Here is a 13,027-nt window from a genome sequence, read left to right as displayed (position 1 = left end):
CAGTGGCGCCACCTTACTCGGAGACGGCCACGTAGCGTGAGTCGTCCTCGTCGTCGATCTCTTGCGGATCGGACAGGTCGACCGTGATCGGCAAGGTCTTGAGCTTTTCCTGCCACGCTTCGGAAATGTAGTGGTGTTCCAGGTCCAGGGTTTGCAGCTTGGGCACGTACGGGCTGTTGAACAAGGCTTCGGCGCCGACGTCACCGAGGATGCCGAGCGACAGGTCGAGCGTGTCCAGGCAAGCGACCACCTCGTCTTGCGCCAGCCACTCGGCCAGTTCGTCGGCGATGGAGGCATCGCGCAAGCCCAGGTATTCCAGGGTCGGGGTGCGCAGCTTGGCCACCAGGCGCTGGTACAGGTCCACGCTCCCGGAGAAACCATATTCATCGGTGCCCAGCCACAGCTCCAGATGGGTCAGCGCCGGTATGGTCGATGCCGTCAGCGCTTCGACCAGTTCGGATGGCAAGCCGCCGCTTTCGATCACCAGCTTGCGCAGGTGCGCGTGGGTGAACGGTTGAATTTCCAGATGGTTGGAACCGCGCACGCGGAACTCTTCCAGCAGCGGAAACGCATTCAGCAGCGGCGTCACGTCGCTCTGCATGATCCAGGAAATTTCGCACTCTTCATACGTCATGTCGCCGATGAACAGGGCGCGCATCGCGGGCAGCTCGGCCGCTTGCGCGACCAGGACATTGACGATGGACTCCGAACTCTCATCGCAGTCATCACTCCACTTGCCGATAATCAGCGCGTCGAGCTGGGATTTGTCGACGCGGCCGAGGAACTCTTCGATCAGTTCCGTCATCGTGCGCTCGTCGTCGTAGTCGAGTGACAAACGGTAGACGATATGGTCGGACAACTCGACCGGTTCTTCGCCATCGTACTCGGTGACCGTCCTGTTGAAAAAGGTGACAGTGCTTTCTGAAATCGACATGTTGTGCGTCCGGAAAAGGTAGAGGCCGATGGCGCCAATCGCCCTGGCAATCTTGAAATTTTACCATGCTGATGGAAAGATTACTGCCTTGCCTACGCCGCGCGACAGGGCCAGCAACAAAAAAACGCAGCGGCTTGCGCGCGCTGCGTTTTTTGTCCCGGCCAAGCCGCTTTATGCCGCCTGCTGGTGCGTGCCCACAAGAATGAGCTCGGCGAAGGCATCGAGATGGTTCACGGTCCACACCGAAGTCATCGCATACGGGTCGCTGTCGCCAGCGCCGGCGATCAGGCTATGCATACTAATAGTAGACACGAGGGCGCCGGCCTGGTCGATCAACTGCACTTCCTTCAGGTCGACGCTGGCATAGTCGGCGATGGTGACCTTGGCGAAGGAGACCTTGTCGTTGACGTAATTGAGCACCAGGTCCTTGCCACTGATGTTGGCCTTGACGCCGGCCGCCTCCATCTTCACGCCCGAGAAAATGCTGTTGGCCGCGAACTTGATGATGTCATTGCCGCCCGCGGTTTCATAGATCGTGTCCTTGCCGTCGCCCATCGAGATGACGTAGGTATCGGTGCCGCTGTCGCCGCGCAAGTCATCGTTGCCCATGCCGCTGTACAAGGTGTCGTTACCGGCGCCGCCATGCAAGTCGTTGTCGCCCGCATATTTGTAGCCGATCAGATAGGCGAGGAAGCCGCCGACCAGGCCTTCGGCGCCATTGAAATTGCCGAAGTTCATGTCGATGCCCAGCTTGTCGGTCAGCCACTCCAGCCCGTCGAAGGTCGCCTCGCTGCCCACGGCAACCTTACTGCTGAGAAAGCTTGCGCTATCCGCCAAGGCGCCCGCCACATCGGCATCGGCCGCATAGCTGAAGCCCTTGCCGATGCCCGCCACCGCGCTGTTCACGCCCCCCGACACGCCATTGACCGCGCTTTTCAGGCCGCCGGCGACGCTGAAATCGCTCAGCTCCAGACCGCTCACGTTCGACACCGCGTCGAGCGCCTTGCCGCTCACGCCATCCAGGCTCGCGCCCAGGCTGCCGGCGCTGCTGGTTGCCGCCGCCAGCTTGGCCTTGATGCCCGCGCCCATCTGGTCCCAGCCGCTCGACAGGTCCTTGAGCATGGTGTCGCCCACATACTTGCTGAGGTCGGCAAAGCCGCCGCTCATCGACGTCCAGGCGCCGTTCAGCTTGCTCGCATCCTTGCCCAGCAACTGGGTAATGACACCCCAGCCCATGCCCATCATCACATCGTCGCCATTGCCGCCGCTGATGTAGGTGGCGGCGTTGGTGGCGAACACGGTATCGTTGCCCTCGCCGCCCAGCAACACGTTGCCGACGAGGTTGAGCTTGCTCAGGCTGCCGCTGGTCAATGCCTTGACCTGGGACGAGACAAAGTTGTAGTTCATGGCCGCGCCGATCCAGTCGCCGGCCGACTCGAAGTCATTCTCGACCAGGCTTTCCACCGCATTGAAGACCGTCATTTCCGACAAGCCGATGATGACGTCGTTGCCCGCACCGCCGATGGCGATATTGTTTTGCGCCGCGGTGACGATCAAGTCATTGCCCTCGCCGCCCATGCCGACGGTGGTGGTGCCGGCCAGCACCAGCGTATCGTTGCCGCTGCCGGTGTGCACGAAATTAAAGCCCGTATCGGCGCTGACCTTGGTCGACGACAGCACTTCATTGGCGCCATTCGTCGTTTCGCTCTTGTAATCGAGCTTGCTGCCGGCATTGACCACGATCACGGTATCGTTGCCGCTGTCGGCGATCAGCACATTGTGGGAGCCGTACAGCACGGCGGTGTCGTCGCCGCCGCCGGTCCAGGCCACGTTCGACTGGGTGTCGAACTTGGTGGTGCTGGTGGTCGTGGTATCGGCGCCTTCCTTGCCGGTTTCGGTCGTTTTCTCTTGCGAGCCGTACGATGCCATGGCCAGCACATCCTTGCCGCTGCCGCTGATGGCGATATTGTCCTTGCCGACCACGGTCATGACATTGTTGCCGTCGCCGCCGAGCACCACGTTCAGGTTCGATTTGGTGGTGCCGGCGGAGCCGACCGCGATCGCCGTGAGCACATCGTTGCCGCTGCCGCCGCTGAGCAGGTTGCCCTTGCCGATGGCGGTGACGACGTTGTTGCCCTCGCCCGCCACGACCACGTTGTACGAGCCGAGCGCGGTCACCACATCGTTGCCGGCACCGGCCACGATGCCGGTCTTGCTGCCGGCCGCGCTGATGACATCGTCACCGGCGCCGGTCACCAGCAGATTATTGCTGCCCAGCGCGGTGATGACGGTCGCGCCGCTGGCGCCGACCACCACATTGTTCTTGCCCATCACGGTGACCACTTCCGTGCCGCCCTGGCTGCTGGCCGCGCCAGCCAGGCCGGCCTTGCCGACCAGATCGATGGCCGCGACGCCAGCGGCGACCGCATCGACCAGGCCGACGGCGGTGGCCGCCACCTCGGCATAATTGCCGGTCACGATCAGGTTATTGTTGCCGGCAGCGCTGACGATATCCACGCCAGCGTCGGCCCACACGATATTGTTCGAGCCAGCCGTGGTCACCACGTCGTTGCCCGCGCCTGCCCACACCACGTTGGTCGAGCCGAGCGTCGTAATCACGTCGTTGCCGGTGCCGGTGTAGACCACGTTGGCCGAACCGATGGCGGTGACGATGTCGTTGCCGTCGCCCTTGGCCAAATTGTTGCCGAGGAATTTGGAAATCGCGCTGGTGGCGCTGCCGGACACGGCCTTGTCCAGTTTTTTGGCCAGGTCGGTGATGCCCTCGCCCACGCCGGTCAGCACCACGTTCGCGCTGCCCAGGGTCGTGATCACGTTGTTGCCGGCGGTATTGATCACCAGGTTATTCGAGCCGATCGCCGTGCTGACGTTATTGCCGCCGTTGGCCAGCAGCACGTTATTGCCGCCGATGGCAGCGACCACATCATCCTGCGCGCCGGTATACATGACGTTGGTGCCGCCGACCGCGATCACCACATCCTTGCCGCTGCCGCTCTGGATGGCGGCGCTCAGCTTGCCGGTGGCGCTGTTGATCGCCGTGGCAATGGTCTTGTCGGGCACCGCGCCGGCCAGCACCTTGCCCAGGCCGCCGCTGGCGGCATCGAGCATCCCGCCCACTTCGGTCAGGATGACATTGGCGCCGCCGACCGCCGCCACCGTGTTGCCGCCGACCGTGCTGGCGACCAGATTGCCCATGCCGGCCGCCAGCACGGTATTCTTGCCGCCGTTGGCCAGCACCACGTTGGTATTGCCGACCGCCGCCAGCAAGTTCGACGCGCCATTGCTCACCAGCGCGTTGGTATTGCCGAGTGCGCCGACCTTGTTGCTGCCGCCGCCGCTGTAGACCACGTTCAGCAAGCCACCCACGAGGATATTGTTGGTGCCGCCGCCACTGCCGATCACGTTGGCGCCGCCACCGGCGATGAGGTTGTCGTTGCCATCGCCCGCAACCACCACGTTGATGCCGCCCAGCGCCACCAGCTTGTCGCTGCCGTTGCCGATGGTCAAAGTATTGCTGCCGCCGTAAGCGTTGATCTTGTCGTTGCCATTGCCAGTCGTCACGATGTTGGCGCCGCCACCGACGGTGACGCTGTTGTCGCCGTGGGCGAGCGAAACGGTGTTGACGCCGCCCATGGCCACCACGCTGTCATTGCCATCGCCCGCCTTGATGACGTTCGACAAGCCCGCCGCATTGGCGCTGTTGTTGCCGCTGCCCAGTTCCAGCACATTCGAGCCGCCCGTTGCATTGACGCTATCGTCGTTGTTGCCGGTGCGAACAATGTTCGATGCGCCGTCGAGCTTGACCGTATCGTTGCCGTCGCCCGTATCGATGATGTTGCTGGCGCTGCTGGCGGTAACTTCATCGTTGCCCGCGCCGGTACTGATCTCGTTCGACACGGCACCCACGGTCACCTTGTCGGCGCCGCTGCCGGTCGCGATCTTGTTGGCGATGCCATCGGCCTTGATGACGTTGGCGCCATCGCCCGCGTTGACCACATTCCGGCCGCCGCCAACCGTGATGCGGTCGCTGCCGTTGCCGGCGTTGACCACATTGCTGCCGCCGCCCAGGTTGACGGTATTGTTGCCGTTGCCCACGTTCACCGTGTTGCTCACGCCGCTCATGTCGACCTTGTCGTCGCCATCATTGGTATTGATGGTGTTCTTGGCGCCGGTGCCGGTGACGGTATCGTTGCCGCCGCCCGTGTTGACCGATCCCGACAAGGCGTTGTAGCTGATGGTGTTGTGGCCGTTCCAGTCGGTCACCTTGACCGCGCCGCCCGCGGCCACGCTGATGCGGTCGTTGCCGCCGCCGCCATCGATTTCGGCGCTCGCGCCGGCGCCGATCGAGATGGTATCGTCGCCTTCGCCGCCGATCAGGATGTTATCGGCGCCCGCGCTGACGGACAGGTTGTCGTTGCCGTTGCCGCCGTCGAGCTTGTTGTAGCCGCCGACCTGCACGCTGAGCGTATCGTCCCCATCGTCGCCCTTGAGCACGTTGTACGCCCCGGCCGTGACGCGCTGGGTATCGTTGCCGCCGCCCCCATACAAAAAGTTGCCGCCTACCGAACTGGACGTGAAATTGTCGTTACCGTTGCCGAAATTTTTCTTGGTATAGCCCAGTTTCGCGATGTCCTCGGCAATACCGCGCGCCGCGTCGCCCATGTCGTCGAAACTCTTGCCGATGTCGTCGATGCCACTGCCGATATCCTTGACCGTGTCGTTGACGACATCGCTAAACGACTTGCCGACCTTGTTGACTGTTTTCTTGACCCATTTTCCAAAACTCATTTTCTCTCCCTGGTGCATGGATGGCATCGATATGTGCCGAGCCTGCATATTGAAGAGCAAATGTGGTGCAATGATGGCGAAATGTGGAGCAATGATGGATTCGGGCATGGCCTCCAGGAGGGCACCCGCTATGGCGATCAGGCTGGCTGGTATTCGAAGCGGTAGCCGACGCCGTACACCGAATGAATCAATTCCTGGTCCGCAACCTGCTGGGACAGCTTTTTGCGCAGATTCTTGATCTGGCTATCGATGGCGCGGTCGAAACGCTCGCTGCCCGCCTCGAACGCCAGTTCCAGCAGTTGCGCGCGCGAAAAAATGCGTCCCGGCTGGCGCGCCATCACGCTCAGCAGGCGGAATTGCTGCGCCGTCAGTTCCAGCCGCGCCCCGTTCCAGGTGGCGCACTGGCGCTCCTCGTCGATCGACAGCGCACTGGTCGGCGTGCGCGGCGCGGCCGTCGTCTTGCCGCGCCGGCGCAAGCACACCTGCGCGCGCGCCACCAGTTCGCGCGGACTGAACGGCTTGCACAGATAATCGTCGGCGCCCACGTCGAAACCGAGCAGGCGGTCGATTTCCTCCACCCGCGCGGTGACCATGATCACCGGCACATCGGTAAAGGCGCGCAACTGGCTGCACACGGCGGTGCCATCCAGGCCGGGCAGCATCAGGTCGAGCAGCACCAGGTCGGGCCTGTTGGCGCGCACCCAGTCAACCACCTCGTCGCCGCGCAGCAGATGCTCGGTGCGCATGCCTGCCTGGCGCAGGTAGGCAAGCTGGACCTCGGCAATGCGCGGTTCATCCTCGACCAGCAAAACCAGGGGCGATGTCATGGGCAGTCTCCGTAGTGGGCGCGCGGCGCGTGGGCCGGCAGCAGAATGTCGATGCACAGGCCGCCCAGCGCCGAATGGCTGGCCTGCATGCGGCCGCCGTGACCGGCCACGATGGCCTCGCAGATTGCCAGGCCCAGCCCGGAACCGCCGCTGGCCCGGCTGCGCGACTCGTCGACGCGGTAGAAACGCTCGAACAGGCGCCCCAGCGCGGCATCCGGCACGCCGGGGGCGGAATCCTCGACACGGATGACGATCTGCTGGCCTTCCAGCGCCAGCGCCACCCGCAACTGGCCGCCGGCATCGGTGTAGCGCAGGGAATTGCCCAGCAAATTGGCCAGCACCTGGCCGAGACGCTGGCGGTCGCCCTGCGCCACGCAGCCGGCCGGCAAGGTGTCAGCCAGGCTGTAGCGCAGCGGATGGCTGGCCAGGCGCGGCGCGAAGGCGGCCGCCACCTCGCCGCACAGCTCGGCCAGATCGACGGGTTCGCAGCGCAGCGCCTGCGCACCCGCGTCGGCGCGCGCCAGCACGTGCAGGTCGGATACCAGCCTCTCCATCTCCTTGACCGTGTCCGACAGTACCGCCAGCTTGGCCGGCGTGGGCGCGATGATGCCGTCCTGCATGGCATCCAGGTGGGTCGCCAGGATCGTGATCGGCGTGCGCAACTCGTGCGAGGTGTCGGCCACCCACTGCACCCTGGCCGCCTCGCCCGACTCCAGTTTGCGCAGCAGCATTTTGTTGCGCAAACCACGGGCACGCAGCAGCCACGTGGCCGTGCCGGTGACCAGCAGGACGGCCAGCATCAGCAGGCGCAGCGCCAGCGAGTACGGGCGCGGCTGGTCCCAGCCGCCGCGCAGGCGCGCGCCGACCTGCCAGAAACCGTCGGGGGTGGAGATCAGCGCCGTTTCCGCCAGTCCATCAAAGGTGGCGGGCACACCGTGGAACGCGGCCCCCGGCGCGCCGGAGGGACTGACATGGCGCAGCGCGATGTCGATATCCGGCGCCGCCAGCAGGGGCCGCGCCAGCACGATGAAGCGTTCGTAATCGATCACCGCGCTGACAAAACCCCAGAATTGCAGGCGGCTGTCCGGGTCCAGGTAGACCGGGCGGCGCGCCACGATGCCGAGCGCACCATCGCTGAGCCGCATCGGTCCGGCCAGCCGCAGCGTGCCGTCGCGCGCGCTTTGCTCCACCCCGGGCATCGCATGCAGCTCGCGCGCTTGCTCGGGAGGAAACACATCGCGCACCACGGCATGCGGCGACAGCGCCAGGGTGCGCACGGCGGGCGCATCCTTGAGCAAGCTCTGGCCAAGACGCTGGAATTGCTGCGGCGTCAAGTCCGGTTTCAGCTGGATCACGGCCGCCCCGGCCGCCAGCGGCGCCAGATGCAGGTGCAGGCGCTGTTCCAGCATCGAGCGCAGCGCGGCGACATGTTCGGCCACCCGTGCGTGCTCGCGCGCATGGAAGGACTGCGTGGCGAGCCAGTCCAGCCGCAGGCAGGTCGCCCCGACCACCAGGCAAACCAGGACCGTGCGCGCCAGGGGCGTGCTGTGCCAGCGTAAGGTCATGGGAAAGTGAACAACAGCGTACCTCGGGAAAGCGCGCGCGTCAGTACGCAGGAAAAAGCAATTCTATCCGAAACTATCAATTCCTAAAAGCAATCTCCACATGGAAGTTGTTGCTGCGTCACTAAGGCGCATGGCGCTATACTGCACCGGCCATCACAACGCCGACAAACAAGCTTATGCACGACATCGCCGCCAGACTTGAACAGCTGAAAGAAGCGATCGTCACCGACTTTCCCGCCGAGGTCGGAGAACCAGTCGACCAAACCTTGTACAGCAGGGTGAGCAATTTTTTCCGCAACGGTCCGCACCGCAAAGTGCTCGTCTTCACCAGCGACGGCGTGGACTTCCAGTACGACGAGGATGCCAAAAAAGACGATGACTATGAACTGGAAGTGGGCATCTGGGCCGCGTTCGACCAGGTGCTGGAGCAGGCCGGCCAGGTGCTCGGTGCGCCGCTGGGCCACCGCCCGCGCGACTGGAGCAGCGTGATGGATGTCGGGGAGTACGACGACGACCACGAGGGCGACAGCCGCGACGACACCGCATGGACGCCGGAATACGAACAGGGCGCCCTGATGGACTGCGAAAGCGACCGTACCCGCTACTGGTTCGTCAACGGGCGCCATGTATTCCTGCAAGCCGGCATCCTGACCGGCGACGACGACATTGTCGGCTTCGTGGCGATGACGGTCACGCCCCCGGTCGGGGACGCGCAGCCGGAAGGCTATTGGCCGCCGGAGCAATAAGGGGCGCTACCCAAGGTCATCATGTGCGGCAGCCGATGCGCATTTGCGGTCAAAATAGCATCCCAGACACTTCACGCGGAGACCCCATGCGCATCGCCACCTTCAACATCAACGGCATCGGCAGCCGGCTTCCCGCCCTGCGTGAATGGCTGGAAGAAACCCAACCGGACGTCGCCTGCCTCCAGGAACTCAAGGCGCCGCAGGAACGTTTTCCTGAAGCGGCAATCAACGAGGCTGGCTACCAGGCCCTCTGGATCGGCCAGAAGAGCTGGAACGGGGTGGCGATCCTGGCGCGCGGCACCACGCCGGTCGAAGTGCGGCGCGGCTTGCCGGGCGACGATGCCGATGAGCAAAGCCGCTACCTGGAAGCGGCCATCGACGGCGTGCTGGTCGCCTGCCTTTACCTGCCCAACGGCAACCCATCTCCCGGTCCCAAGTTCGATTACAAGCTAGCCTGGTTCGAGCGCCTGATCACGCATGCCGAAGGCTTGCTGGCCAGCGGCGCGCCGGTGGTGCTGGCGGGCGACTTTAACGCCATTCCGACCGAACTGGACGTCTACAAGCCCGAGCGCTGGGTCACCGACGCCCTGTTCCGGCCCGAAACGCGCGACGCCTTCCACCGGCTGATGGCGCAGGGCTGGACCGACGCGCTGCGCAGCATGCATCCGGACGAGCGCATCTTCACCTTCTGGGATTACTTCCGGGATGCGTACGGACGCGATGCCGGCCTGCGCATCGACCATCTGCTGCTCAGTCCCATGCTGGCCGGCGCGCTGACGGCGGCCAATGTCGACCGCGACGTGCGCGGACGCGAGAAACCGAGCGACCATGCGCCGACATGGATCGAGCTGGATATGACGAAAATCGCGCGATAGCGCGGCGCTCGGGCAAACGGGCCTCGCACGTGAAATAAAAGTGGTCGGCGATGACCATCAGCTATGGCGAAACGCTATGATATCGCCCGTCAATACCGACCACGCACTGCGCCGATTCCCATGCCAACCATCCTGTCCCACCCCGCTGTTCCGCTTGCCATTGGCCTGGCGCTTGGCTCCCGCATCATTCCGGGCCGCTTGCTGCTGGCCGGCGTGGTGGCCTCGATCGTGCCCGATCTCGACGTCATCGGGATGCGCTTGGGAATCCTTTACGCGGACCAGCTGGGCCACCGCGGTGCCTCGCATTCGGCGCTGTTCGCCATCGTGCTGGGTCTGCTGGCGGCGGCGTTCGCAGGCCAACTGCGGGCGTCGCGCCTGGCCGCCTTCCTGTTCGTTGCCGCGTCCGCCGTATCGCACGGCCTGCTCGACATGTTCACCACCGGCGGGATGGGCGTGGCGCTGGCATGGCCGGTGTCCGATGCGCGCCTGTTCTTCCCGGTCCGCGTCATCCGGGTCAGCCCGCTGTCGCTGAAAGCCTTGCTCGGCGCCCGCGGCATGATCGTGATGATCTCGGAGCTGCTCTGGGTATGGCTGCCGGCCGCGCTGGCCGGGCTGGCGCTGTACTTCGCCACCGGCAAGCAAGGCAAGGCGCGCGCTTAGATCCGTGCGGCCAGGGCTCGGGCCTGGTCCAGCCACGCGCGTCTCTTATCGGGCGTCGAATCGAGCACCGGCCCGCACATCAGGGTTTTGACCGGCGTCACGCCGCAAAACTCCAGCGTGGTCTTTTTCATCTGATGGATAGCGGGGGCGCGATACACCAGCCGGAAATACCACGGCGGCGTATCCATCGTCACCAGTAAATGCGCGCTGCGCCCGCTCAGCAGCTTTTCCGGAAAAGCCTTGCCCTTGCGGTATTTGAATGCGAAGCCGGGCAGCATGATCCGGTCGAGAAAACCCTTGAGCAGCGCGGGAATGCTGCCCCACCAGACCGGATACGCGAATACCAGGTGATCGGCCCACTTAATATGCTCCTGCGCTGTTTTCAAGTCCGCTTCCAGTTCCTGCACCACCTGGTAAGCGTGGTGCAGGATCGGATCGAATGCCAGGCGGTCCAGTTCCAGCAGGCGCACGTCATGCCCCGCAGCGGTCGCCGCCGCCGCATAGGCTGCCGCAAGGGCGCTACCGAAGGTTTCTTGCGACGCATGCGCCGCGACGATCAAAACACGGCGCGATCCTGTTTTACTACCCATCGTATTCTCCTGAAAAAGTTTCAGGAAGTATGCAGCTTGTCCCCAGGGGCAGAGTCAAGCGGACGGTCGATGCAATCGGCCAAGGTGGGCGCGACCGGCGCGGCCAGGCAGGCGCGCAACTCGGCGCAGGCCTCGCCCAGCTTGCTGTCAAGCTGCTGCAAGCGCGCCACCTCGGCCCGCAAGGCCACGCGCCGCGCCTCCAGCAGCGCCACCAGCTGGTCCCAGTCCGGCGCGCCCGCGCCTGAGTGCAGCAGCGGCCCCATGTCCGCCAGCCGAAATCCCAGCGCCTGCACCTGGCGAATCAATTGAACCTGCTGCACATTCTGTTCCGAATAAATGCGGTAGCTTCCCTTGCGGCCGACCTGGCCCAGCAATCCCAGGGATTCATACAGCCGGATCGCTTTCGGCGACGCATTCGCCCGGCGCCCTAATTCGCTAATATACATACTCGTCCGTGAATGGTGAAAATAGCGGAAACCCGCAAGCCGGCCAGCAGTTTATCCGTTCAAGGCGCACGCCGTGTTACCGCTTTAGCGTCGTAACACGCTGACTACCATCAGTAGTTTTTCCCAACGAAAATAAATTCCGGACAACTTCTATGCGATGCGGATGTATAATCGCGCCTTCCGTGCTCTTTTTTCAATATTAACTTTTTTAATTGACTAAAGAGATACATATAACCATTAAATAGGAATGACAGCGATGCGGATGCGTTTACTTGGACTGATTTCGGCGACGGCCCTGACTGCATGCGGCGGCGGCAGCGATACGACACCGGCACCGACACCGGCTATCCCGGTCGCACCTGCGGTGCCTGTCACGCCGCAGCCTCCGGTGGTTCCGCCTGCGCCATCCACGCCGGCCGAGCCAACGCCACCAGTTCCTGTCTCGCCGCCAACCCCGACCGAGCCGACTCCGGCCACCCCGGTGACGCCGCCGGTGCCGGTTGCACCGCCAACGACGACCTCGCCGGGCTGGCCAATGGTACCGCCAGTAACAGTCATGCCACCGGTACCAGTCACGCCGCCGGTCACCGAACCAACCGTGCCTGCCACGCCTGCCACGCCTGCCAGCGGCCCGTACACCCTCCCCGCGCGCACGGTGGGCGACTTCGCCACCTATACCGACGTGACGATGGGCTGGAAAGTATCGGTTACCCAGCGCATCACCAAGGTCAACGCCAATGGCGGCTGGGAAAACGCCGATTCGGTCAGCCAGGAAAAAGGCCCGCAAACGATCGAAGTCTTCGACGGCCAGGGCGGCATGCTGTCCACCAACTCATCCGGCTACGGCTGCATCGTCACCTATGCGCCGGCCGCCCTGCAAGCCCCGCCAAGCGCCTCCGTCGGCGCCAGCTTCGATTACGCCAGCACGATGAGCATTCCTTGCTCCAAGGAAGAATCCTCGCGCGCCCTCACCAGCAAGGGCAAGGTCGTGGCCATCGAAAGCAAGACGGTTGCCGCCGGCACATTCACCGCCCTCAAGATCGTTTCCAGCGAAACCAACTTCGATCTGCGCACCAGCGGCGCCTCGGCCAACTACTGGGTCGAAAAAACCTGCTGGCGCGACACCGTCACCGGCCTGATCGTGGCCTGCAACACGTCCACGACCTCCAAAGGCACCGGCGGCATGAGCTATACCAGCGCCTCCGAACTGGCCAGCTTCTCGCAAGCGGCGACCAAGCGCGAATTCCTCGATCCGATCCGCTACGCCGGCCCGTGGACGGGCAGCTTCGGCGCCTACTACGGCACCTGCGACGTCAACATCACGTTCACCGGCGTGATCACGGGCGCGTGCAAGGCCGCTGCCCGCGCGACCTCGGTGACCGGCAGCGTCGACAAGGCAGGCGTGGTAACACTGAGCATGAGCGTGAGCGGTGGCGCCACCGGCACCATCACCGGCCAGGCCGCGCTGTTCGACATGGGCGGCACGCTGGCTGGCGCCGCCGCACCGGGCAACTGGGCGCTCAAGCACAAGTAAGCAGGGACCAAAGCAGGAAAAGCCGTGTCGCGCCATCGCCGGGC

At 64.1% G+C, this 13,027-nt stretch carries 10 protein-coding genes; 4 read left to right on the top strand and 6 right to left on the bottom strand.

Annotated features, from left to right (window positions below; all coding sequences use genetic code 11):
• Nucleotides 1-13: 13 nt before the first annotated feature.
• From F2P44_RS08540 to F2P44_RS08525, 4 genes are all read right to left on the bottom strand, one after another.
• Complete coding sequence (locus F2P44_RS08540; RefSeq protein ID WP_167086276.1) at nt 14-934, bottom strand: STM4015 family protein; 921 nt, start codon at nt 932-934, stop codon at nt 14-16.
• A 171-nt stretch (nt 935-1,105) separates the two neighbouring features.
• Nucleotides 1,106-5,740 carry a beta strand repeat-containing protein gene (locus F2P44_RS08535; protein ID WP_167086275.1) on the bottom strand — a complete coding sequence of 1,545 codons (4,635 nt, stop codon included), beginning with the start codon at nt 5,738-5,740 and terminating at the stop codon, nt 1,106-1,108.
• 137 nt (nt 5,741-5,877) lie between these two features.
• The gene (locus tag F2P44_RS08530; protein ID WP_167086274.1) at nt 5,878-6,567 is read right to left on the bottom strand and encodes a response regulator; all 690 of its coding nucleotides are present in this window, start codon (nt 6,565-6,567) and stop codon (nt 5,878-5,880) included.
• Nucleotides 6,564-8,132, bottom strand: a complete 1,569-nt coding sequence (locus F2P44_RS08525) for an ATP-binding protein (RefSeq protein WP_167086273.1) — start codon at nt 8,130-8,132, stop codon at nt 6,564-6,566. Before F2P44_RS08525 ends, F2P44_RS08530 begins: the two co-directional genes overlap by 4 nt.
• 176 nt (nt 8,133-8,308) lie before the next feature.
• On the opposite strand from F2P44_RS08525, the gene F2P44_RS08520 reads away from it, so the two are divergent.
• The 3 genes from F2P44_RS08520 to F2P44_RS08510 all read left to right on the top strand — a co-directional run bounded on the left by F2P44_RS08520 (nt 8,309) and on the right by F2P44_RS08510 (nt 10,413).
• Nucleotides 8,309-8,878 (top strand): hypothetical protein, encoded by a 570-nt coding sequence (locus tag F2P44_RS08520; RefSeq protein ID WP_167086272.1) that lies wholly within the window; start codon nt 8,309-8,311, stop codon nt 8,876-8,878.
• Nucleotides 8,879-8,964: 86 nt separating this feature from the next.
• Nucleotides 8,965-9,753 carry an exodeoxyribonuclease III gene (gene xth / locus F2P44_RS08515; protein WP_167086271.1) on the top strand — a complete coding sequence of 263 codons (789 nt, stop codon included), beginning with the start codon at nt 8,965-8,967 and terminating at the stop codon, nt 9,751-9,753.
• Nucleotides 9,754-9,873: 120 nt separating this feature from the next.
• Complete coding sequence (locus tag F2P44_RS08510; protein WP_167086270.1) at nt 9,874-10,413, top strand: metal-dependent hydrolase; 540 nt, start codon at nt 9,874-9,876, stop codon at nt 10,411-10,413.
• Here F2P44_RS08510 and F2P44_RS08505 read toward each other — a convergent pair.
• Together F2P44_RS08505 and F2P44_RS08500 are read right to left on the bottom strand one after the other, a co-directional pair.
• Nucleotides 10,410-11,003, bottom strand: coding sequence for an NAD(P)H-dependent oxidoreductase (locus F2P44_RS08505; protein WP_167086269.1), 594 nt, complete (start codon nt 11,001-11,003; stop codon nt 10,410-10,412). The genes F2P44_RS08510 and F2P44_RS08505 overlap by 4 nt on opposite strands.
• 20 nt (nt 11,004-11,023) lie before the next feature.
• Entirely contained in the window at nt 11,024-11,449 is a 426-nt protein-coding gene (locus F2P44_RS08500) for a MerR family transcriptional regulator (protein ID WP_167086268.1), read from the bottom strand.
• A gap of 256 nt (nt 11,450-11,705) precedes the next feature.
• Between F2P44_RS08500 and F2P44_RS08495 the strand changes: the two genes are divergently transcribed.
• On the top strand, nt 11,706-12,983 hold the full coding sequence (locus F2P44_RS08495) for a hypothetical protein (RefSeq protein WP_167086267.1): 1,278 nt from the start codon (nt 11,706-11,708) through the stop codon (nt 12,981-12,983).
• Nucleotides 12,984-13,027: the final 44 nt, after the last annotated feature.

Source organism: Massilia frigida (assembly GCF_011682175.1).
In the GTDB taxonomy this organism is placed as follows: Bacteria; Pseudomonadota; Gammaproteobacteria; order Burkholderiales; family Burkholderiaceae_D; genus Telluria_A; species Telluria_A frigida.
Note: the sequence above shows the minus strand (reverse complement) of the source record. Positions and strands in the feature narration are given on the sequence as shown.